The 21,697-nt window shown below is 70.0% G+C and carries 12 protein-coding genes; 8 read left to right on the top strand and 4 right to left on the bottom strand.

The features are described from left to right. Window positions 1-37: 37 nt before the first annotated feature. Window positions 38-700, bottom strand: coding sequence for a TetR/AcrR family transcriptional regulator C-terminal domain-containing protein (locus ALI144C_RS20475; protein WP_076988699.1), 663 nt, complete (start codon window positions 698-700; stop codon window positions 38-40). A 77-nt stretch (window positions 701-777) separates the two neighbouring features. Here ALI144C_RS20475 and ALI144C_RS20470 point away from each other — a divergent pair, with 77 nt between their 5' ends. Both ALI144C_RS20470 and ALI144C_RS20465 read left to right on the top strand, forming a co-directional pair. Further along, on the top strand, window positions 778-2,307 hold the full coding sequence (locus ALI144C_RS20470; protein ID WP_083753219.1) for an FAD-dependent monooxygenase: 1,530 nt from the start codon (window positions 778-780) through the stop codon (window positions 2,305-2,307). 370 nt (window positions 2,308-2,677) lie between these two features. Beyond that, window positions 2,678-4,753 (top strand): MMPL family transporter, encoded by a 2,076-nt coding sequence (locus ALI144C_RS20465; RefSeq protein WP_076988760.1) that lies wholly within the window; start codon window positions 2,678-2,680, stop codon window positions 4,751-4,753. On the opposite strand, the gene ALI144C_RS20460 is transcribed toward ALI144C_RS20465, so the two are convergent. Next, window positions 4,673-5,989, bottom strand: a complete 1,317-nt coding sequence (locus ALI144C_RS20460) for an MFS transporter (protein ID WP_076988698.1) — start codon at window positions 5,987-5,989, stop codon at window positions 4,673-4,675. The genes ALI144C_RS20465 and ALI144C_RS20460 overlap by 81 nt on opposite strands. Before the next feature lie 131 nt (window positions 5,990-6,120). Between ALI144C_RS20460 and ALI144C_RS20455 the strand changes: the two genes are divergently transcribed. The 3 genes from ALI144C_RS20455 to ALI144C_RS20445 all read left to right on the top strand — a co-directional run bounded on the left by ALI144C_RS20455 (window position 6,121) and on the right by ALI144C_RS20445 (window position 15,567). Then, the gene (locus ALI144C_RS20455) at window positions 6,121-6,975 is read left to right on the top strand and encodes an alpha/beta hydrolase (RefSeq protein ID WP_076988697.1); all 855 of its coding nucleotides are present in this window, start codon (window positions 6,121-6,123) and stop codon (window positions 6,973-6,975) included. 319 nt (window positions 6,976-7,294) lie between these two features. Next, window positions 7,295-9,046 carry a fatty acyl-AMP ligase gene (locus ALI144C_RS20450; protein WP_076988696.1) on the top strand — a complete coding sequence of 584 codons (1,752 nt, stop codon included), beginning with the start codon at window positions 7,295-7,297 and terminating at the stop codon, window positions 9,044-9,046. Then, window positions 9,043-15,567 carry a type I polyketide synthase gene (locus tag ALI144C_RS20445; RefSeq protein WP_076988695.1) on the top strand — a complete coding sequence of 2,175 codons (6,525 nt, stop codon included), beginning with the start codon at window positions 9,043-9,045 and terminating at the stop codon, window positions 15,565-15,567. The genes ALI144C_RS20450 and ALI144C_RS20445 overlap by 4 nt, the downstream gene beginning before the upstream one ends. Before the next feature lie 44 nt (window positions 15,568-15,611). Here the strand turns inward: ALI144C_RS20445 and ALI144C_RS20440 are convergent, their stop codons facing one another. Further along, entirely contained in the window at window positions 15,612-16,730 is a 1,119-nt protein-coding gene (locus tag ALI144C_RS20440; protein ID WP_076988694.1) for a PucR family transcriptional regulator, read from the bottom strand. Window positions 16,731-16,862: 132 nt separating this feature from the next. Here ALI144C_RS20440 and ALI144C_RS20435 point away from each other — a divergent pair, with 132 nt between their 5' ends. The 3 genes from ALI144C_RS20435 to ALI144C_RS20425 are packed head-to-tail and all read left to right on the top strand — an operon-like array spanning window position 16,863 to window position 20,697. Continuing rightward, a complete protein-coding gene (locus ALI144C_RS20435) occupies window positions 16,863-18,281 on the top strand; it encodes an AMP-binding protein (protein ID WP_076988759.1) in 1,419 nt (472 codons plus the stop codon). Continuing rightward, window positions 18,278-19,501: an alpha/beta hydrolase gene (locus tag ALI144C_RS20430; protein WP_076988693.1), complete on the top strand. Its 1,224-nt coding sequence runs from the start codon at window positions 18,278-18,280 to the stop codon at window positions 19,499-19,501. The genes ALI144C_RS20435 and ALI144C_RS20430 overlap by 4 nt, the downstream gene beginning before the upstream one ends. Then, window positions 19,498-20,697 (top strand): MFS transporter, encoded by a 1,200-nt coding sequence (locus ALI144C_RS20425; RefSeq protein WP_076988692.1) that lies wholly within the window; start codon window positions 19,498-19,500, stop codon window positions 20,695-20,697. Before ALI144C_RS20430 ends, ALI144C_RS20425 begins: the two co-directional genes overlap by 4 nt. On the opposite strand, the gene ALI144C_RS20420 is transcribed toward ALI144C_RS20425, so the two are convergent. Continuing rightward, window positions 20,694-21,665: an EamA family transporter gene (locus ALI144C_RS20420; protein ID WP_083753217.1), complete on the bottom strand. Its 972-nt coding sequence runs from the start codon at window positions 21,663-21,665 to the stop codon at window positions 20,694-20,696. The genes ALI144C_RS20425 and ALI144C_RS20420 overlap by 4 nt on opposite strands. Window positions 21,666-21,697 lie beyond the last annotated feature (32 nt).

Here is a 21,697-nt window from a genome sequence, read left to right as displayed (position 1 = left end):
CCTTCAACGTCTCCTCAGCACCTGGAGTACCCAGTGGTCACGTCGTCATGCCTTCACTTCCCACCGGGGCCGCCGCGACGAGACCGCTGATCAGCATGTCCAGCGCCACGCGGAAGTCCACGTCGCGGTCACCCGCGGACAGCGCCGGCAGCACGCGGTGGAAGTGCGGCAGCTTGGCGGGGTCGACCTGCCGGACGTACACGTCCGTCTGGTCCTCCTCGGCCGGCCTGCCGGTGAAACCGGCGGTCGTCAGCAGCAGCGACCCGAATACGAGGCTGTTCAACGCACCCCACGCCTGACGGACGCCGTGGTCGTCGAATCCGGCTTCGTAGAGCGCGCCGACAATGCTGTCGAGTGGCCGCAACGCCCGCAGAGCCGTGGGGTTGACCTTGTCGGTCGTCAGAACGAACGGCACGACCGGATGCCGGTTGAGCGCGCGGTGCAGGCTGATGGCTGTTGCCCGCACCCGTTCTGCCCACGGTAGCGCGGGGTCGGGCTCGGCCACACTCGCCAGGACACGTTCCGCGAGCCCCTTGAGGATGTCGTTCTTGTTGGCGACATGGTTGTACAGCGCCATCGCTTCGACACCGAGTGCCTTCGCGAGCTTGCGCATGGACAGTCCGCTGAGACCCTCCGCGGCGGCCAGTTCGAGCGCCGCGTCCAGGACCTTCTCGCGGTTCAACGGATCCCTGCGCGTCATGGCGCCGCCCTCCTTGACAGATCTACGCTGTAAGTATCATATTTACAGTGTAAATATACGCTGTAAGTGGAGGTCTCGTGCCCGATGTGATCGTGGTCGGCGGTGGCCCGGCAGGCCTGCTGCTGGCCGGGGAACTCCGGCTGGCCGGAGCCGACCCGCTCATCCTGGAAGCGAACGACGAGGTCACGCGCAGGCAGCGCAGTCTCGGCCTGCGCGGTATCAACACCCGGACCGTTCAGACGCTGCGCCTGCGCGGGCTGGTCGACGAGTTGGCCCACGCGCAGTGGGCGATGTTGGAGCGCTTCGCCGCCGAGCACGCACCGGCGGCCGCCGATCGGTCTGCCGGACTGGCGCGCGTACTGGCGGAGAACCGTGCCCGAGGGCACTTCAGCGGTCTGACGCTTACCGATGACGACCCGGCACCGCGCGGCACCGTTACCAACCTCGTGCTCAAACAGCACGAGCTCGAACGGATCCTCGCCGACTGGGCGGTTGGGCTCGGTGTCCGGATCCGGACCGGCTGCGAGGTCGTCGACGTTGTCGCCGAAGAAGAGGCCGTGCGTGCCGTGCTGGCCGACGGTGAGCAGGTGCGTGCGGCCTACCTGGTGGGATGCGACGGCGGCCGCAGCACCGTGCGCAAACGCGCCGGATTCCGGTTTCCCGGAACGGACGCGACGATGACCGGGCGGTCGGCCGTGGCGGAACTCGCCGACCCGGACGCCGTCGCCTCCGCCATGCACGGTCGGGGTGGGCTGCTTGACCGGGCGCTGGTGCCGGGGGAGATCTCCACCGTCGAGTTCGACGGCGGACCGGCCGACCGGGACGCGCCTGTGACAGCGGCGGAGATGCAGGCCAGCATCCGCCGGGTCAGTGGCGTGGCCGCGACGGTCACCAAGCTGGACGTGGGCATCCGGTTCAGCGACAACACCCGTCAAGCCGACACCTACCGGCGCGGCCGGGTGCTGGTGGCCGGCGACGCCGCGCACGTCCACTCGCCGATCGGTGGCCAGGGACTGAACCTCGGCCTGCAGGACGCGACGAACCTCGGTTGGAAACTGGGCCTGGTGGTGCGGGGCCTCGCGCCGGATTCGCTGCTGGACAGCTACACAGCCGAGCGCCACCCCGTCGGTGCCCGCGTGCTGCGCAACACCCGCGCCCAGGTCGCGCTGATGCGTCCTGGTCCGCAGGTCGCCGCGCTGCGCGAGGTGATGGCCGAGACGCTCGCGATCCCGGCGGCGAAGCGGCATTTCATCGACTTGGCCAACGGCACCGACATCGACTACGCACCGGCTGCCGCGCACCCGGCGATCGGCCGGTTCGTTCCGCCGCTGACGTTGCCGGACAACGAACTGTTGCGGGACGGTACGGCGGTGCTGGTCGATCTCGTTGGCTCGAGCCGGATCCGTGCCATCGCGAATGGTCACACCGATCGTGTGCGGGTGGTCCGTGCGCAGCACTCGTCCCGCAGCGACCTGACCGCACTGCTGGTCCGGCCGGACGGATATGTCGCGTGGGCCGCTTCGGACAACGGGACCGCGGGACTGCCGGAAGCGCTCACCGACTGGTTCGGCCGGAGTACTTCGCTCCGGTCGCCGAGTCGTGGGTGACCAACGGCCTCGCCGGGGATCCCGACCAGGGCACCCACCTCAAGTCCCGGCTCGATCACTTCATTCAAGACTACGCATACAGTTAATAACAATGTAACGAAAATCAAAGAAGCCCGGGCCGGGCTACGGTGATCGTCCACATGGAGCGTTCGGTGTTGGTCGGCGCGCGTTGTCCAAAGGCGACGCTCGCCGACACCCGGAGTTCATCTTCCTGTGAATTCAGCTGTGGTCGGACGGATGTCGGCCGTCGAGTCCACAGTGGTCCGAGTTGTGGGGCTGGTCACGACTCGCGGTCGTTCGGTTGCGTGTCGTAGCTACTGGCGAGTTATGTTCTGGCCACCGAACCACATCTTCGCCGGGCGGTGTGCCGATGCAGGTCGAGGTCCAGAACGTCAGTAAGCAGGAGCGGCGCGGGCGGCCGGGGCCTGTCCGGTGGGTGCTGCCCGCTCTGGTCATCGTCGCCTGGCTGGTGTTCGGCGCGCTCGGCGGTGGACAGCCCGGCAAGCTCGCGGAGGTGCAGAGCAACGACGGCGTGTCGTTCCTGCCCGCCAACGCCGAGGCCACCGAGGTCACACACCTGCAGGAGAAGTTCGCGGGCGGCAAGATCCAGCCCGCGCTCGTGCTCTACAGCAGGGACGGCGGGCTGGCACCGGGGGACGCGCAGGTCGCGGCCGACCGGGTGTCGAAGATCGCGCAGCTGCCGGGGCTCGCCGGGCCCGCGTCCCCCGCGGTCAACGCACCCAACGGCGAAGCGCTGCAGGTCGTCGTCCCGGTGTCCGGTGTGGACGGCTTCGAGGCGGGCAAGACCGTCGAGAAGATGCGGGACATCGCCGCCGAGAACCTGCCGGACGGCCTGCGGGTGAACATCACCGGCCCGGCCGGGTTCACCGCCGACTTCGGCGAGGTGTTCGGCGGCATCGACGGCAAGTTGCTCGTGATCACCGCGATCGTGGTCGTGGTGATCCTGATATTGGTGTACCGCAGTCCGCTGCTGCCCGTGGTGGTGCTCGCGTCGGCCGGGCTGGCGCTCATCCTGTCGTCCGCGGTGGTCTACCCGCTGGCGCACAGCGGTCTGATCACCCTCAACGGGCAGAGCCAGGGCATCCTCTTCATCCTCGTGTTCGGCGCGTCGACGGACTACGCCTTGCTGCTCGTCGCGCGATATCGCGAGGAACTGCTCGTCCACCCCACGTCGTGGCAGGCGATCACCGCGGCGGTGAAGGCGTCGTTCGAGTCGATCGCCGCGTCCGCGGGCACAGTCATCCTCGGCTTGCTGTGTCTGCTGTTCAGCGAGTTGTCGTCCAACAAGGGCCTCGGCCCGGTCGCCGCGATCGGAATCGCGGCGTCGCTCATCGCGTCGCTGACCTTCCTGCCCGCCGCGCTCGCGTTGCTCGGGCGCGCGGCGTTCTGGCCGACGCGACCCGGCAAGCACCACAAACCGGGTGTGTGGCACCGGCTCGCCGGACTGGTCGGCCGCAGGTTCCGCCCGGTGTGGATCGCCACCGCGCTTGTGCTCGCGGCACTGGCCGCGTTGGCGCCGATGCTGAAGTCCACCGGGGTCAGTCAGACGGACGTGTTCCTCGACCGGACCGATGCCGTCGTCGGCCAGGAGGTGCTGGCCGAGCACTTCCCCGGCGGAGCGGGCACACCGGTCGTGATCGTGGCCAACGAGCGGACGGCGGCGCAGGTCGTGCAGGCGGCCAAGGTGCCCGGTGTCGCGGACGTGGCCGCCAATCCCAAGGTGGTCGACGGCAAGGTCGAGGTCGACGCCGTCCTGCAGGCCACCACGGACTCCCCGGCGGCGCAGGACACCTTGGACCGGATCAGGGACGCGGTCCGCGCTGTGCCGGGCGCCGACGCCAAGGTCGGTGGCCAGACCGCGATCTCCACCGAGGTGCGCGACGCGGCCGAACGGGACCGCACGGTGATCATCCCGATCGTGCTCGTGGTGATCTTCCTGGTGCTGTCGTTGCTGTTGCGGGCGCTGCTCGCCCCGCTGGTGCTGATCGCCACCGTCGTGCTGTCCTTCGCCGCGACGCTCGGTGTCGCGGCGGTGGTGTTCAACCACGTGCTCGACTTCCCCGGTTCGGACCCGTCTGTGCCGCTGTACGCCTTCGTTTTCCTTGTGGCACTGGGAATCGACTACAACATCTTCCTGATGACCCGGGTACGCGAGGAGTCGCACAAGGACGGTACCCGGGCCGGGACGCTGCACGCGCTCGCCGTGACCGGTGGTGTCATCACGTCGGCGGGGGTGGTGCTGGCCGCGACCTTCGCCGCGTTGTCCGTGCTGCCGATCCTGTTCATGGTGCAGATCGCGTTCCTCGTCGCCTTCGGCGTCCTGTTGGACACGCTGATCGTGCGCTCACTGCTGGTACCGGCTCTCACGCTGGACATCGGCCGCCGGATCTGGTGGCCCGGCAAGCTGCGCCGCGGGGAGCCCTGAGCTCGTGGAGGTTCGGCCGGACACGCGCAGCGCGAGGACCGCGCCGACCGCTACGACGACCGCGGCGACCAAGGCCGACGCGTGGAAGCCGTCGAGGAAGACCCCGGGGTCGCCGAGCCCTTGCGTGGCTCCGTCGGAATCGGTTGTGCCGGAGGGAACCTGCGACGACATCACCAGCCCGAGGGTGAGGATGCCGAGCACGCCGCCGACCTGGGTGGCGACCTGTTGCAGCGCGGAAGCGAGGCCGGACGTCTCCTCCGGTGCGTTGGCCACGACGATCTGCGTCGCCGCGATCAGCGCGATTCCGGTGCCCGCACCGAGCACCAGTGAGAACGGCAGCAAGGTGTACGCGCCGGTCGTCGTGTCGAGCGTCCGGAACCCGATCAGGCCGACGCTGATCAGCGCGAGGCCGCCGACGGCGGGCCAGCGCGGGCCGAACCGGCCGGTCAGCGCGCCGCCGATCGGCGCCGACAACACGATGACGGCGGTCAGCGGCAGCAGCCATTCCCCGGCGCGCACCGGGTTGAAGGCGCGGACGTTCTGCAGGTAGAGCGTGAGGAAGAACAGCAGGCCGAACAGGGAGAAATAGCTCAGTCCGATGAGGACAGCGCCGAGGGACACGCCGGGTGTGCGCAGCAGGGACCGTACGGTGCCTGTTCGCTTGGTGGTCTTGGACTCGCGTGTCGCCCACAGGGTGAGCCCGGCCGTGATCACCGCGATCGGCAGGTTGATCAGGAACACCACCGGCCAGCCGTGGTGCTCCACGATGGTCCCGCCGAGGATGGGGCCGCCCGCGATCGACACCGCGGCGGCGCCACCCCAGATCCCGAGCGCGAGGTCGAGCTTCTCCCTCGGGAACGCGGCCCGCAGCAGTGCCAGCGCGGCAGGTTGCAGCATGGCTCCGCAGACACCCTGGGCGCCGCGCAGCAGGATCAGCAGCCAACTGGTGGTGGTCGACGCGATCAGCAGCGACACCACGCCGAATCCCAGTACGCCCGTGAGGAACACCGCGCGCCTGCCCAGCCGGTCGGCAGCCCTGCCCGCCGGGAACAGGGCGAGTGCCAGTGCGACCAGATAGGCGTTGGCGATCCATTGCAGTTCGGTCATGGACGCGCCGACCGAGTGCGCGATATCCGGCCCCGCGATGGTCAGTGCCGTACCGTCGAGCCCGACCATCATTCCGCCGAGTGAAACCGCCGCGAGGGTCCACCACGGGCTTCGTGAAATGTGCGTCATCACTCCCGCCTTGACTAGGTGGGGCTATTTGCTCAACGGTATTCCGGTGTGCTGCCGGATCACAACGAGGATGACAGATGCATCACCATGGTGACAAAAGGGTGGAAGCGGTTCGTTTTCTGGAGCAGCATGTGGCGGAAGTCGACATCCGTTCCGATGCGCTGAACCGGGTGGTCACCGTGCGGTTGTTGACCCCGCGTGACTGGGTCCCTCGATCGGGCCGGACGTGGCCGACGCTGTACCTGCTGCACGGGGGTGACGACGGGCCGGAGTGCTGGACGGAGAAGACCGACATCGGCGTTCGGGCGCGGGCCGCGGATGTGCTCGTCGTGCTGCCGCCCGCCGGTCGCGCGGGTTTCTACACCGACTGGCTCGAGCCGGACAGCCACGGCACGACACCGGCGTGGGAACGATTTCACACTCATGAGCTGCGGGAACTCGTCGAGCGTGAGTTCGGCGGCGGGGACCGGCGGGCGGTGGCCGGGGTGTCGATGGGTGGCTACGGAGCCGTTGTCTACGCGGCGAAGCATCCTGGGATGTTCGTCGCGGCGGCTTCCTACAGCGGCCTGCTGCAGACGACCAGGTTCGGCCGCGCGGCGGTGCTGCGCCTGTGGCTGCGCAACGTCGGTGAACGGGTCGGCAACATGTGGGGGCCGCGGTGGCGCAACCGCCGGGTGTGGCGGGCCAACGATCCGTACTGGCTGGCTGACCAGTTGGTTTCCACGCCGCTGTACCTGGCGGCCGGAGACGGCACCCGGACTCCGGGCGACCCGCCCGCCGACGGTGAGCGGATGATCGAGAAGCTCACGACGCCGACCACTCGCGCACTGGTCCGGCGGCTGGCGGACCTGGGGCATCCCGCGATGTGGACGAGCTTCGGTCCGGGGACGCACGCGTGGCCGTACTGGCAGCGCGAACTGGACCGTTCTTGGGCGTTTCTCCGTACCGCGCTCACGGAGCGTGAGATTGGGTTCGTCGGAAGTTGAACCCGAAGTTAATTGGCGGCGCGAAATTACTGTGCGTATTCCGCCGGTGATGAGAAAACGGGTTTTCCACCCGCAGTGCCCCGACTCACAGGGTGGGCCGTTGCGTCGCTATTTGACTCGCGGGTAGCCTCCGGCGAGTTGGCTCATCCGACTACTCGAAGAAGTGAAACCTTCCTCGCGGCGCTCCTCCCCCGCGAGGGTTATTGACACTGGTTGAAACGATATTCAACGAGGTTCTGGAATCCTGCACCGGGGCAGGTGGACCAGGGATGACCTTGCCCAGTTTTCCCTGCAAACGAATCAAACAGGTGGGATCACCATGGTTGTTCGAGATACTGATTTCCGGGATGGATTCGAGCCGTTGACCGCCGCGCTGGCGAGGCTGGCCACCTCCGACGAAGTCGCGTTCACCTTCGTCGACTACGCCGAGAACCGCGACGGCACCCACGAATCGATCACCTGGTCCGAGTTGGACAGACGCGCTCGCGCGCTTGCCGTCCGGCTGGCCGAGGTGACCACCCCCGGCGAGCGGGTGGCGATCCTCTGCCCGCAGAACCTCGACTACGTCGTCGGTTTCTACGGTTCGCTGTACGCCGGTGTGGTGTCCGTACCGCTGTTCGCGCCCGAGGTGGCCTCGCACGGCGAACGGCTGGTCGGCGCACTGGCCGACAGCGACCCCGAGGTGTGGCTGACGTCGTCGTCGGCGCTGGACGCCATCCGCGAACTGCGCGACAAGCAGCCCGTGCCGAGGCCGAAGCAACTGCTCGCGGTGGACACAGTGGACAGCTCGCTCGCCGAGAAGTTCGAGCCGGTGCCGCTCGCCGCCGACCAGCCCGCGTACCTGCAGTACACGTCGGGCTCGACCCGGCGCCCGGCCGGAGCGGTGATCACCCACGACGCCGTCGCGGTCAACGTGCGCCAGGTGATCGCCGGGTTCGGCGTCGACGAGACCTTCACCGCCGCGGGCTGGTTGCCGTTCTTCCACGACATGGGCCTGATCTCGTTGGTCTGCCTGCCTGTCGGCGCGGGCTGCCCGGGGGTGTTCACCACGCCGTACGCGTTCACCCGGCGTCCCACCCGCTGGCTGAAGATCATCGGTTCGTACCCCAACGTGCTCACCGCGGCGCCGAACTTCGCGTTCGAGTACGCCGCGAGCAAGCTGACCGACCAGGACAAGCAGGAACTCGACCTCAGCGGTGTCCGCGTCGCCATCAACGGCAGCGAACCGGTGCGCGCCAACACGATCGACTTCTTCCAACGGGTCGCCGGGCCGCTCGGGTTCGCCGCGGACGCCCACCGCCCGTCCTACGGTCTGGCCGAGGCGACGGTGTTCGTCAGCACGACGCCGCCGGAGCCGCCGCTTGTGGTCACCGTCGACCGGGAGAAGCTCGGCGCGGGCGAGGCGGTCGACGTGGCGGCGGACGACGACAGGGCGTTGAACCTGGTGTCGGCCGGGCACGTCGTCGGGCAACGGCTCAGGATCGTGTCGGACGGGAAGGTCCAGCCGGACTCGCGCGTCGGCGAGATCTGGATCAGCGGGCGCAACGTGGCCGACGGCTACTGGCGCCAGCCACAGCGGTCCGCGGACAGCTTCGACGGCAGGCTGACCGACGGCACCGAGCCCGCCACCGGCTGGCTGCGCACCGGTGACCTGGGCGTGATCCACCACGGGCAGCTGTTCATCACCGGGCGGCTCAAGGACCTGATCATCATCGACGGCAAGAACCACTACCCGCAGGACATCGAGGCGACCGTGCAGGAGGCGCACCCGGCGATCCGGCGTGACCGGCTCGCGGTGTTCCCGATCGAGCGGGACGGCAAGGAGGGCCCGGTCGTCGTGGCCGACCACGACCGCGGCCTGGACCTGTCCGACGAGGACCGCGCCGAGGTCGCCCGCACCGTGCGTGCCGCCGTCGCGCGCCACCACGACCTGCGGCTGCTCGACTTCGTCCTGGTCCCGCCCGGCACCGTCCTGCGCACCTCCAGCGGCAAGATCGCCCGCGCGGCGACCAGGAAGCTCTACCTCGACCACACCACCGGCACCACCAACACCGAAGGGAGCGCGCAGTGACCAATTCGCCGAGCACGGCGGCGGCACTCAGGCAGTGGCTGACCGAACAGATCGCGGACGCGTGCGCCCTCGACGAGTCCGAAGTGGATCCCAGCAGGCCGATCCGCGAGTACGGGCTGACCTCACGCGACGCGCTGCGGCTCGTCGGTGACCTCGAGGACATGCTCGACCGGGAGCTGCCCACCGCGTTGATCTGGCAGTACCCGACGGTCGACGCCCTCGTCGAAGTCCTCCTCGGAGAACAGAAGGAAACCGGAGCCGCGCCCGTGGTGGCGGCGGGCGCGCCTGCGGCGACCGCGGCCGAACCGATCGCCGTGATCGGCGTCGGCTGCCGGTTGCCGGGCGGGATCCACGGCCCCGAGCAGTTCTGGCGGCTGCTGGTCGAGGGCAGCCACGCCATCACCCGGGTTCCGGACGGCCGGTGGGAGCAGTTCGGCTACGATTCGCCCGAACAGGCCGAGCGGCTGTCCACCACCACCCGCTGGGGCGGTTTCCTCGACGAGATCGCCACGTTCGACGCCGAGTTCTTCGGCATCGCGCCGCGTGAGGCCGCCGCGATGGACCCGCAGCAGCGGCTGCTGCTCGAGGTCGCGTGGGAGGCGTTGGAGCACGCCGGGGTGTCACCGGACTCGTTGCGCGGCAGCCAGACCGGCGTGTTCGTCGGGATCAGCGGCAACGAGTACAGCCACCTGACCCTGGGTGACGTGAGCCGGGTGGACGCGTGGAGCGGAACCGGTTCGGCGTTGAGCATCTCGGCCAACCGGCTGTCCTACGTGCTCGACCTGCGCGGGCCGAGCATGGCGGTGGACACCGCGTGCTCCTCGTCGCTCGTCGCGGTGCACCAGGCGATCCAGAGCCTGCGGGCGGGGGAGAGCGAGGTCGCGCTCGCCGGTGGGGCGAACCTGTTGCTGGGAGCGGGCGTCACGGCGACGTTCGACCAGATGGGTGTCACGTCACCGGACGGGCTGTGCAAGGCGTTCGACGCGTCGGCGGACGGCATCGCCCGTGCCGAAGGCGCGGGTGTGGTGGTGCTCAAGCCGTTGTCCGCGGCTGTGCGTGACGGCGACCGTGTCCTGGCGGTCCTGCGTGGCTCGGCGGTCAACTCCGACGGCCGGTCCAACGGGCTGACCGCGCCCAACCCGGAGGCACAGCAGGCGTTGCTGCGCACCGCGTACGCTTCGGCCGGAGTCGACCCGGCCGAAGTGGACTACATCGAGGCGCACGGCACCGGAACGCTGCTCGGTGACCCGATCGAGGCGACCGCGTTGGGTGCTGTTCTCGGCAAGGGCCGTCCGGCGAACGCACCGCTGCTGGTCGGTTCGGTGAAGACCAACCTCGGCCACCTCGAGGCCGCCGCCGGGATCACCGGTCTGATCAAGGCGGTGCTGGCGCTCGCCAACCGCCGGATCCCGGCCAGCCTGCACTTCACCGAGCCCAACCCGCACATTCCGTTCGACGACCTGCGGCTGGCGGTCGCCGCCGAGCAGCAGCCGTGGCCCAACCGGGACCGGCCGGGCCGGGCCGGGGTGTCCGGTTTCGGGTTCGGCGGAACGAACGCGCACGTGATCGTCGAGCAGGCGCCGACGGCCGAACAGCAGGCCACGCCGTTGACCAAGCCGGGGCAGTTCCTGCTCGGCGCGACGTCGGTCACGCGGTTGCGCCGCGCGGCGAAGCAGCTGTCGGACTGGTTGACCGGACCGGGTGAGCACGCCGAACTGTCCGATGTGGAGCACACGCTGGCACGCCGGGGCAGCGGCCGCAGCCGTGCGGTGATCACCGCGGGCAACCGGTCCGAGCTGATCAGCGGTCTTGACGCGCTGGCGCAGGCAACCGCGACGCCCGGTGTCGCGCTGGGCCACCGGGACCAGGTCGGTCCCGGCCCGGTCTGGGTGTTCTCCGGTCAGGGCGCGCAGTGGGCCGGGATGGGCAGGCGTCTGCTCACCGAGGAGCCCGCGTTCGCCGACGCGGTCGACGAGGTCGACCGCGCACTGCTCGCGGCATCCGGGCCGTCGCTGCGCGAGGTGCTGGAAAACGGCGAGGAGCCCACGGTTTTCGAGGTGCTCCAGCCTGTCCTGTTCGGACTCCAGGTGGCGTTGGCCCGGTTGTGGCAGCACTACGGGATCCAGCCTGCCGCGGTCATCGGGCACTCGCTCGGCGAAGTGGCGGCGGCCGTGGTCGCTGGCGCGGTCAGCATCGAGGAAGGCGCGCTGATCGCCGTGCGCCGCTCGGTCCGGCTCGCGGCCACCGCGGGGACGGGCGCGATGGCGGTGCTCGAACTGCCCGCGGCCGATGTCGAGAAGCTGCTGGCCGAGCACCCGGACATCGCCGATCACGTGGACGTCGCCGTCTACAACGCGCCCGGCCAGACCGTGGTCGCCGGGCGGCACGACAAGGTGCCCGCGCTGGTCGAACTGGTGGAGCGGCGCGGTCTGATGGCGCGCCTGGTCAAGTCCACCGTGGCCGGTCACTCGCGGATGGTCGATCCGGTGCTCGACGAGCTGCGGGCGGATCTCGGCGGGCTGCGTCCGAGCGAACCCACCGTGTCGATCTACCCGACGGCGGTGGCCGATCCCCGTGCGGCGGTCACGCACGACGCGGGGTACTGGGTCGGCAACGTCCGCAACGCCGTCCGGTTCGCCGACGCCGTCGGGGCCGCGGTGGCGGACGGGTACACGACGTTCGTGGAGATCTCGCCGCACCCGGTGCTGTTCCACGCGATCACCGAGACCGCGGGCAAGGCGACTGTGCTGGGCACGGTGCGCCGCTCCGACGACGAGACGTGGCACTTCCACGCGAACCTGGGTGCCCTGCTGGCGGTGTCCGCGACGCCACCGGCCACCGGGGGCAGGCTGCTGGATCTGCCGACCACGCCGTGGACGCGCACCGAGCACTGGACCAAGCCGATCACCCGCGCGGTCGCGGCGGGAACGCACCCGCTGCTGGGTGTCCACGTCGAACTGCCGGACGAGCGGACCCACCTGTGGCGGGCGGATCTCGGCACCGGCGGGCAGCCGTGGCTGGCCGACCACCGCATCGACGGGCGGCCGATCCTGGTGAGCGCGTCTTACGTCGACATGGCCTTCGTGGCCGCGTCGACCGCGCTCGGCACGTCCCCTGACCGGCTCGCGCTCACGGAAATGACGCTGCACCAACCGCTGCCGCTGTCCGAGCACACGCCGGTCACCACGACGTTCACCCCCGCTGAGGACAGTGTGGGCGGACGGGTCAAGGTGCACACCAAGACCGCCGAGGGCGCCTGGATCCTGCACTGCGACATCACGGTCATCAGTGCAGGCGACTCGGGCACCGCGTGGGAACCGGCCGACGAACCGGGCACCGCGCTCGCGCCCGCCGAGCTCTACCAACGGTTGCGGTCACTCGGTATCGAGTACGGCGCGGCGTTCACCGGGGTCTCCGACGCCCGGGTCGGCAAGGCCGGTGCGGTGCTCAGCGTGGACATCCCCGAATCGGTGCCCCGCGCCGGGTATCTCGTGCACCCGGTGCTGCTCGACAGCTGCCTTCAGGGGTTCGCGGCGGTGTTGTCGGGCGATGCCAGCCGGGACACGCTGCACATGCCGGTGGAGTTCGGGTCGGTCCGGCTGCTGGGCGACCCCGGCCAGGGCGCGTACGCGTACGTGAGCGTCGCCGAGCAGCGGCAAGGATCCGACGAGGTGGTCGGTGAGCTGCGGTTGGTCGACCTGAACGACCGGGTGGTGCTGGAGATCACCGGTATCCGCGTCCGGCCGATCCCACGCGCGCAGATCGCCGCCCCGTTGCGCGAACGGCTGCTGCACCGCACGTGGGTGTCGCAGGAGGCGTCGACCACGCGGCAGTCCGGTCCGGTGCTGCTGGTCGCCGACCCGCGACACCCGCTGGTGCACCGGGCGTTGGCCACGCTGACCGCGGTCGGTGTCGAGGCCCGTCTGGTGTCCGATGTGGACAAATCGGTGCTCGAGGCCGACGACCCCGCGTCGGTTGTGCTGCTGCTGGATTCCGACCACGGTCACGGGATCGACACGGCCAAGCGGTCCGTGCTGGCGGCCACCGAGTGGGTGCGGGCGCTGGTGGACCTGCCGGGTGGGCCGCCGAGGCTGTGGCTGGTGACGTCGTCGGCAGCCACCGTGCTGAGCGACGATCTCGGCCAGCCCGGTCCCGCGTCGGTGCGCGGTCTGGTCCGGGTGCTGTCGTTCGAACAGCCCGCGCTGCGGGCGACCTGGCTGGACCTGGACGGGGCCGATCCGGCGCGGGCCGCGGCGGAACTGTCGATCGAGCTGACCACCGCGGCAGCGGACGACGAGATCGCGTGGCGAGCGGGCCGGCGGTACGTCGGCAGGCTGGTCGCCGCGCCGGTCCCGGCGCCGCATCCCGCGCAGCGGCCGGTGGTGCGGCCCGACGGCGGCTACGTCGTCACGGGCGGGCTGACCGGTCTCGGGTTGCTGATCGCGGGCTGGCTGGCCGACCGGGGCGCGCACACGCTCGTGCTCAACGGCCGCAGCGCGCCGAAACCGGCGTCCATGGCCGTGATCGAGGAACTGCGGGCAGGCGGGACGAACGTCGAGATCGTGCTCGGTGACGTCGCGGAGCCGGGCGTGGCCGAGAAACTCCTCGACGCGGCCGGGAACGCGCGCGGCGTCGTGCACGCCGCGGCGCTGTTCGGCGACCGGACCGTGGCCATGCTCGACGCGGACACCGTGCACAAGACGTGGCGTCCCAAGGCAGAGGGCGCGTGGCGGCTGCACGAGGCGAGCGCCGGGCACGACCTGGACTGGTGGTTCGGGTTCTCGTCGGCCAGTGCGTTGCAGGGCTCGCCCGGACAGCCCGCCTACTCCACGGCCAACACCTACCTCGACAACCTCGCCGCTTTCCGCCGTGCGCAAGGCCTTCCCGCGACGACAGTGCAGTGGGGCACGTGGGCCGAGGTCGGTGCCGCGACGGACGTGGACCTGCCGGGCGTGTACCCGATCACCCCGGCGGAAGGGCTCAGCCTGATCGCCGACGTGCTCGCCGGTGCTCCCGGCACGGTCGGTGCGCTGCGGCTCAACCCGCCGCGCATGGTGGCCGCGTTCCCCGAACTGGCGAAGCTGCCGTTCACGGCGGACCTGCTCGCCGAACACGTCACCGCGACCGCGGATTCCAGTGACTGGCCGGGCATCGAGGCGGTGCGGGAACTGGATCCCGCCGAGATCCGCAGGCTGACCGGTGACCAGTTGCGCTACCGGGTGGCGTCGGTGATGGGCCTGCGCACCGATGCGCTGGCCGACGACATGCCGTTGACCAGCCTCGGGGTCGACTCGCTGCTCGCGGTGCGCATCCGCAACGCGTTGCAGCACGACTTCGAGATCACCCTCCCGGTGGCGGTCGTGCTGCGCGGGGCGACGCTGACCGACCTCGTGTCACGGCTGCACGCGGAAATGGACGTCTCCGACGACACGTCCGGTGCGCCGCTGCCCCGCCGCACGGTGCTCGTTCCGCCACGGGACGCGGCGGAACGGCTTGTCGCGGCGGCGTGGCAGGACGTGCTCGGTGTCCCCGTCGGTGTCACGCACGACTTCGCGTCCCTCGGCGGTGACGAGGCCAAGGCCGACGAGGTCACCGCTCTGCTGGCCGAACGCAGCGGGCACGCGCTCACCACGGCGGTGGTGTTCGCGCAGCCGACGATCGAGATGATCGCGGGCAAGCTCAGGGAACTGGACCGGCGGTCCGGTCCGGTGCGGGTGCTGCGCGCGAGCGGGTACCAGCCGCCGCTGTTCGTCTTCCACCCCGGCGGCGGGGACACCGCGGTGTTCCGCCAGTTGGTCGACATGATCGACCCGGACGTGCCCGTGTACGGCTTCGACCGGGTCGACGGTTCCTCGGTGGAGCACCGCGTCGCCGCGGTCCTGCCGGAGCTGCGCCGGATCCAGCCGCAGGGGCCGTACCGGCTGGCCGGGTGGTCGTTCGGCGGGTTCCTCGCCTACGAGGCCGCGCAGCAGCTGACCGCGGCGGGGGAGCGGGTCGACCTGCTCGGCCTCGTCGACCCGATCATCCCGCTGCCGCACCAGGACGGGCTGTCGGAGGTGCAACAGCTGGAGCGGCGGTTCAAGCGGTTCGGCGAGTTCCTGGAGTCCGCGTACGGCAAGCACGTGGAGCTGCCGTTCGCCGAGATGGCCCGGCTGGACGACGAGGCGCAGGCCGACCTGCTCGCGTCGACCATCCTCGCCGCGGAAGTGGTGGACGCCAGGGTCAGCGAGGCGATCCTGACGCACCAAAGGCTGTCGTTCCTCGACGTCCGGCACCTGGAGCGCTACCAGCCGTCGCGCTACGACGGCCCGGTGGTCTACTACAGCGCCGCCGACCCGGTCCCGGGTGGGTTGCGTGACGAACGGTTCGACCGCCGCGACCCGGCTCGCGGGTTCGACGCGGTGTGCACGGACCTGGAGCTGGTGGTCGTCCCCGGGCATCACCTCTCGGTGCTGGACCCGCCCAACGTCAACGTGATCGCCAGCCACCTGGCGGCCGCGTTGTCCCGGGTGCGCCAGTAAACGCGACGAACCCGGGTGAGTGGGAGTACCGCGCGCGCTCCCACTCACCCGCCTTGCGGCGGGATCGCCGACAGCCACCAGATCTCGGCGATGTCGGCGGGATCGCGCAGGTCCGCGCCGGTCAGGTCGGTGAAGTGGGTGAGCCGGTGCCGCAGGGTGTTGGGGTGGATGTGCATGGCCGCGGCCGTCTCGTCGACGCGCAGCCCGTGCGCCAGGTACGCCTGCACCGACCGCCAGATCTCCTCGCCGAAGTTTCCCTTGACCCGCAACGGGACCAGCAGTCGTTCGGTGAGCACCTTGGCCATGTCGCCGTCGACCGCGGCGATACCCGACAGCCGCAACGAGGCGAGACTGTGCGGGCCGGTCAGGCCCAGCCGCAACGCCGCGGTCAGCGCACGGCCCGCCGCCACGTACGACGCGCGCAGGTCGGCCGTTTCCGGACCGATGCCGAACGTGCCGAGCGACGGCAGCAACCGGACCGGCGATGCCAGCAGCCCCAGCACTTCCTGGTTCACCACGGCCGCGACCAGCCCGCCGTCGGGCGTCGCGGCACGCAACGCCGAAACCGTGACGCCGGGCGCGAGCCTGCCGCGCATCGCGGAGTACTTGCCGTCCGGCGCCAGTCCCAGCTGCACGAGGTACTGCTGGGTCGCCAGCTCCGAAGGCGCCTGGGTGAGCAACGCGCGCAACGCGTCACCCATCCGCTGCTCGTCCTCCCTGGCGCTGCGCAGTTCGACTTCTCGGTGGGCCTCGGCGGCCGCGACGGTCACCACGTCCAGCCACCGCCAGATCAGGTGCATCATCGTCAGCAGTGCCGCGTCGTCCGCGCCGCGTCGTCTGCCCTCCGTGGACAGGAGTTTCCAGAACTCCTCACCGGCGACGCTGTAAGCGGCCAGCACGGCGGACAGGCTGATGCCCTGCCTGGCCCGTTCGGCGCCGACGCCGTTGATCTCCCGCAGTTCCGCGCCGTCCGGCATCCGCCCCTCACGCAGGTGCGCCAGCGCGGCGACCATGATCCGCCGGTTGCCCTGTCGCAGCGCGGCGTCCGGGATCCGGTCGTACTCGGGCACGCGCGTCCTGATCCGGGCGACGAGCCGGTGCACCGCGGCGTCGAGCATCGCCGGGTCCCGCAGCAGGTCGCTCAGGACAGCGCGGACGGTCATTGTGGACTCCTCCAATCCCGGCGCCGCCAGGATGGCGTGGCGGCCATCGTCGCGCCGATCGCCGTTGTCGCGGTGCCCGGTCGACGCAATTCTGTACGGAACACAACGACGTGCACGGAAAGGGGCATCGCCTTGCCGCCTACTCCGCTGGCCACCCGCCTGGCGCAGCTCGCCGCATCCGATCCTGCCCGCCCGGCGGTCACCTGCGGTGGGACATCCCTCACACGGCAGCAGTTCGACAGGCGAACGAACGCGTTGGCCAGGGCGTACGCCGCGCGTGGCGTCTCAGCGGGCGACCTGGTGACCATCGGCCTGCCCAACGGCGTCGGCGCGCTCGAAGCGGCCGTGGCGACGTGGAAGCTCGGCGCCACACCGCAGCCGGTGTCCTACCGGCTGCCGGAAGGCGAACAGCAGGCCGTGCTCGACCTCGTGCGGCCCGCTCTCGTGATCGGCCTCGGCGGCCCGGACATCGAGCCGGACGCCTCCGACGAACCACTGCCGGTGGCGGTGGCCCCGGCGTGGAAGGCCCCGACGTCCGGCGGCAGCACCGGCAGGCCCAAGGTCATCATGACCACCCAGCCCGCCGTCGCCGAGGTGATGGACGAGTACGCGGGACTGTTCGGCATGCGGCCCGACGGTGTGCACCTGGTCGCCGGTCCGCTGTACCACAACGCGCCGTTCATGATGTCCGCCGCGGCGTTGTTCACCGGCAGCCACGTCGTGGTGATGCCCAGGTTCGACCCGGCGGAGCTGCTGCGGCTGGTCGAGGCGCACCGGGTGGAGTGGACGTTCCTGGTGCCGACCATGATGCACCGGATCTGGCGGCTGCCACCGGAACCACGGGACGCCGCCGACCTGTCCAGTCTGCAGGTCGTGTTGCACGGCGCCGCGCCGTGCCCGCCGTGGTTGAAGCACGCGTGGCTGGACTGGGTCGGCCCGGAGCAGGTGTTCGAGCTGTACGCCAGCACCGAGGCGCAGGCGGGGTGCCTGATCTCGGGCACGGAGTGGCTCAGCCACCCGGGCAGCGTCGGCAGGGTCGCGCGCGGCGAGCTCCGGTTGCTCGACAGCGACCACAACGACGTGCCCGTCGGCGAGGTGGGTGAGGTCTGGATGCGGCCAAGCCCGGGAGATCCGGCGACCTACCGGTACCTCGGTGACACACCGACCACACTGGACGGCGGCTGGGAGTCGCAGGGCGATCTCGGCAGGCTCGACGAGGACGGCTACCTGTACCTGGCCGACCGGAAACCGGACATGATCCTGGTCGGCGGCGCGAACGTGTTCCCGGCCGAGATCGAGGCGGCGCTGGACGAACACCCCGCGGTGCAGTCGAGTTGCGTGATCGGCCTGCCGGACGACGAGTACGGCAACGTCGTGCACGCGGTGGTGCAGTCGGCGCGGCCGTTGGACGTCGAGGACCTGCTCGACCACCTCAGACAACGGCTGGTCGCCTACAAACTGCCCCGGACCTTCGAGCGGGTGGAACACCCGCTGCGCGACGACGCGGGCAAAGTCCGGCGAGCGGCGGTACGGGCGGAGCGACTGCGGTGACAGGCACCGTCACGACCGGGCCGGCCGTGCTGTCCAGGATGATGCTCGGCGACCGGCTGGTCGAATACGAACTGCGGTCGCGGGTACTGGACGGCCCGACCAGGTTGCGGATCCTGTTCCCCCACGGCTACGGGCACGACCCGCAGGTCAGGTACCCGGTGCTGTACCTGTTGCACGGCGGTGACGACGACTACCGCTCGTGGACCGACGAGGGACAGGCGACCGAGTCCACCGAGGACATGCCGTTCATCGTGGTGATGCCGCACGCGGGCAACGGTTTCTACTCCGACTGGGTCAAACCGGGCCGCTACGGCCGAGTGCGGTGGGAGACGTTCCACATCGGGGAGCTGCTGCCGTGGATCGACCGGACCTTCCGCACGGTCGCGCACCGCTCCGGCCGGGCGCTGGCCGGTTTGTCGATGGGCGGGTTCGGTGCGATGTCGTACGCGGCAAGGCATCCCGACCTGTTCACGGCGGCGGCGAGTTTCTCCGGCGCGTTGGACACCAACCGGTACACGTTCGTGCCGGAGATCGCGGCGCGCCGTGACGGGGGACCGATCGGTGCGATCTGGGGCGACCGGATCACCCAGTCGGTGCGGTGGCGCGCGCACAACCCGTGGGACCTCGCGCCGAACCTGCGTGGCATGTCGCTGACCGTGCGAACCGGGACCGGCCTGCCCGGCCCGTTGAACGAGCGGGCCAAACCCGACCCGCTCGAGGCGATCGTGTTCCACGAGTCGATGCGCCTGCACCGGCGCCTGGAACGGCTCGGCATCAAGCACGACTGGCACTACGGTCACGGCACGCACAACTGGTCGTACTGGTCGAAGGACCTGCGGGCCACGCTGCCGACCATCGCGGACGTGTTCGCCAACCCGACGACGACACCGACGCCGTTCACCCACGTCTCGGCCGAGGACGACTACCGGGTCCGCGGCTGGAGTGTCCACTTCAGACGGCCGAGGATGGAGTTCTCCACGCTGGCCAACGCGCACTGCGGCGGGTTCACCCTGATCGGCAGCGGCACCGCGACCGTGCGGACCGCTGGCTGGTTCGAGCCGGACCGCGAGCACAAGATCGCCGTCGACGGACCGTACGACCAGCGCACGGTGGTGGTCAGGGCGGACCCGGCCGGGCGGCTGGCGTTGTCGTTGCGGCTGGGGCCTTCCGGGCACGGCCGCAGGCACACCGTTCAGGTGTCCATTTCGGAGGGAACGTGACCGTGTCCGACACGCCGGTGAAACCGGTCGGTGCGCTGTGGGTCGGGTCGTTGTCGGCGGCGACGCTCGGTATGTCGATCGCCGTGCTGACCCCGATCCAGGTGCTGCTGCCGTTGCAGATCGAGTCGATCGACGCGGCGTCGAAGGTGGTCAACCTCGGCTGGATCACGACCGCGGCCGCGATCGTGTCCATTGTGGTCTGCCCGATCGCCGGTGCGTTGTCCGACCGGACGATGTCGCGGTTCGGCAGGCGGCGGCCGTGGGTGCTGGGCAGCGGCCTGGTGTGTGCCGCCGCTCTGGTCGCGCTCGGCGCACAGCACACCATCCTTGGTGTGGCGTTGTTGTGGGTGGCGGTACAAGCGGGAACCAACGCGATGTACGCGGCGCTGACGGCGTCCGTGCCCGACCAGGTACCTGTGCGGCAACGCGGGTTGGTGTCGGCGTTCGTCGGGCTGCCGGTCCCGCTGGCGTTGGTGGTCGGTTCGTTCCTGGTGACCGCGGTCGTCACCGGGCAGTTCAACGGCTACCTGCTGCTGGCCGTGCTGCTGCTCGCGTTGATCGTGCCGTTCCTGCTCAACCCGCTCGACCGGCCTCCGGCCACCCGCCCGAAACCGGAGCCGTTCCGCGTGCGCGGCAGCAGGGACCTGGGGTGGGCGTTCGGCTGCCGGTTCGCCATCCAGCTCGCCAACGCCGTCGGCACTCTGTACTTGCTGTACTACCTGCGTGACGTGGTCGAACACCCCGATCCGCCGAAGGCGGTGTTCGTGCTGATCGTGCTGTACGCGGTCGGTGTGCTGCTGACGAGCGTGGTCGCCGGGCGGTGGTCGGACCGGACCGGCAGGCGCAAGGTGTTCGTGGTGGTGTCGTCGGTGATCGTCGGCGTCGCGATGATCGTGCTCGGGTTCGGCCAGAGCTGGCCGACGGCGATGGTCGCCGCCGCGTTGATGGGCGTCGGGTACGGCGTCTACCTCGCGGTCGACAACGCGTTGATCACCGAAGTGCTGCCCTCGCAAGCCAGCCGCGCGCGTGACCTGGGCATCGTGAACATCGCCAACACCGCGCCCCAGGCTGTGGCCCCCGCCGTCGCTGGAGCGGTGATCACCCTCCTGGGCGGGTACACCGGGCTTTACCTGTTGGCCGCCGTGGTCGCCCTGATCGGCGCAGCACTGATCCGCCCGGTCCGCGCGGTGCGTTAGGTGTTCTGCCCGGGGACGTTGTGGACAGGCGCGGCAGGGAGGTTCGAGTCGAGTGCGGTGGCATTGGTGCCGTCAGTGGAATCGCGGCGGGCGACGGTCGCCCGTTGCCTGGTCGGCCTGGGTTGGGCGAGCAGCACGGCACTGATGATCACGGCGATTCCGGCCAGCTGGAGAATCGTCAACGTCTGGTCCTTGAACAGGTACCCCAGCAGGGTCGCCACGATCGGACTGCCCAGGGCGAGGAACGAGACCGCGAAGGCAGGCAGCCGCTCGATGCCGCGGAACCAGACCGCGTAGCTGATGGCAGCACCGAGAGACAGCAGATAGACGAACCCGACGAGGTTGGTTCCCGTGATGGTGGCCGGCAGTCCTTCGACGGCCAGGGTGAAGGGCAACGACACGAGTCCGCCCGCAGTGAGCTGCCAGCCGGTGAATGCGAGCAGCCCCACTCCGTCCGGGCGTCCCCAGTGCTTCGTCAGCGTGATGCCGGTGGCCATGCAGATCGCCGCGACCAGTGCCGCCAGGACCCCGACCAGATCCACCGCCGCTGTCCCCTTGAACACGAGCAGCACGACGCCGACAGCCCCGAGGACGCAGGCCACCACGTGCACGAAGCGAATTCGGTCTCTCATCAGCAGCGCTGCCAGGAGCAGAACGACCATCGGCTGGACCGCCATGATCATTGCCGCGATGCCGCCCGGCAGGCGATAGGCAGCGACGAACAGCAGAAAGTTGAACGCGGCTATGTTGAGCGTGCCGAGCACCAGAGTGCGCCATAACCAATTCCGGCCCGGCAATGTGCGGACGAACGCGAGCAGCAACAGTCCTGCGGGAAGCACCCGCGCGGTAGTGGCCAGCAGCGGTCGGTCGGGCGGCAGCCATTCGGTCGTCACCAGATAAGTGCTTCCCCACACCGCGGGTGCCAGCGCTGTCACCCCTGCCGTCAGGAGTTGGCGGTCGCTTTTCATATCGCGCTGCCTTCCGTGACTGTGCACCGGTC

Origin of the sequence: Actinosynnema sp. ALI-1.44 (assembly GCF_001984155.1) — a bacterium.
Lineage (GTDB): Bacteria > Actinomycetota > Actinomycetes > Mycobacteriales > Pseudonocardiaceae > Kibdelosporangium.
The sequence above is the reverse complement of the archived record's forward strand: the minus strand, read 5'-3'. Positions and strand labels throughout refer to the sequence as shown.

Excerpts from the sequence above, each read along its gene's own strand:
- ALI144C_RS20475 (WP_076988699.1), bottom strand. The coding sequence starts at position 700 with ATGACGCGCAGGGATCCGTTGAACCGCGAGAAGGTCCTGGACGCGGCG.
- ALI144C_RS20465 (WP_076988760.1), top strand. The coding sequence starts at position 2,678 with ATGCAGGTCGAGGTCCAGAACGTCAGTAAGCAGGAGCGGCGCGGGCGG.
- ALI144C_RS20460 (WP_076988698.1), bottom strand. The coding sequence starts at position 5,989 with ATGACGCACATTTCACGAAGCCCGTGGTGGACCCTCGCGGCGGTTTCA.
- ALI144C_RS20450 (WP_076988696.1), top strand. The coding sequence starts at position 7,295 with ATGGTTGTTCGAGATACTGATTTCCGGGATGGATTCGAGCCGTTGACC.
- ALI144C_RS20440 (WP_076988694.1), bottom strand. The coding sequence starts at position 16,730 with ATGACCGTCCGCGCTGTCCTGAGCGACCTGCTGCGGGACCCGGCGATG.
- ALI144C_RS20420 (WP_083753217.1), bottom strand. The coding sequence starts at position 21,665 with ATGAAAAGCGACCGCCAACTCCTGACGGCAGGGGTGACAGCGCTGGCA.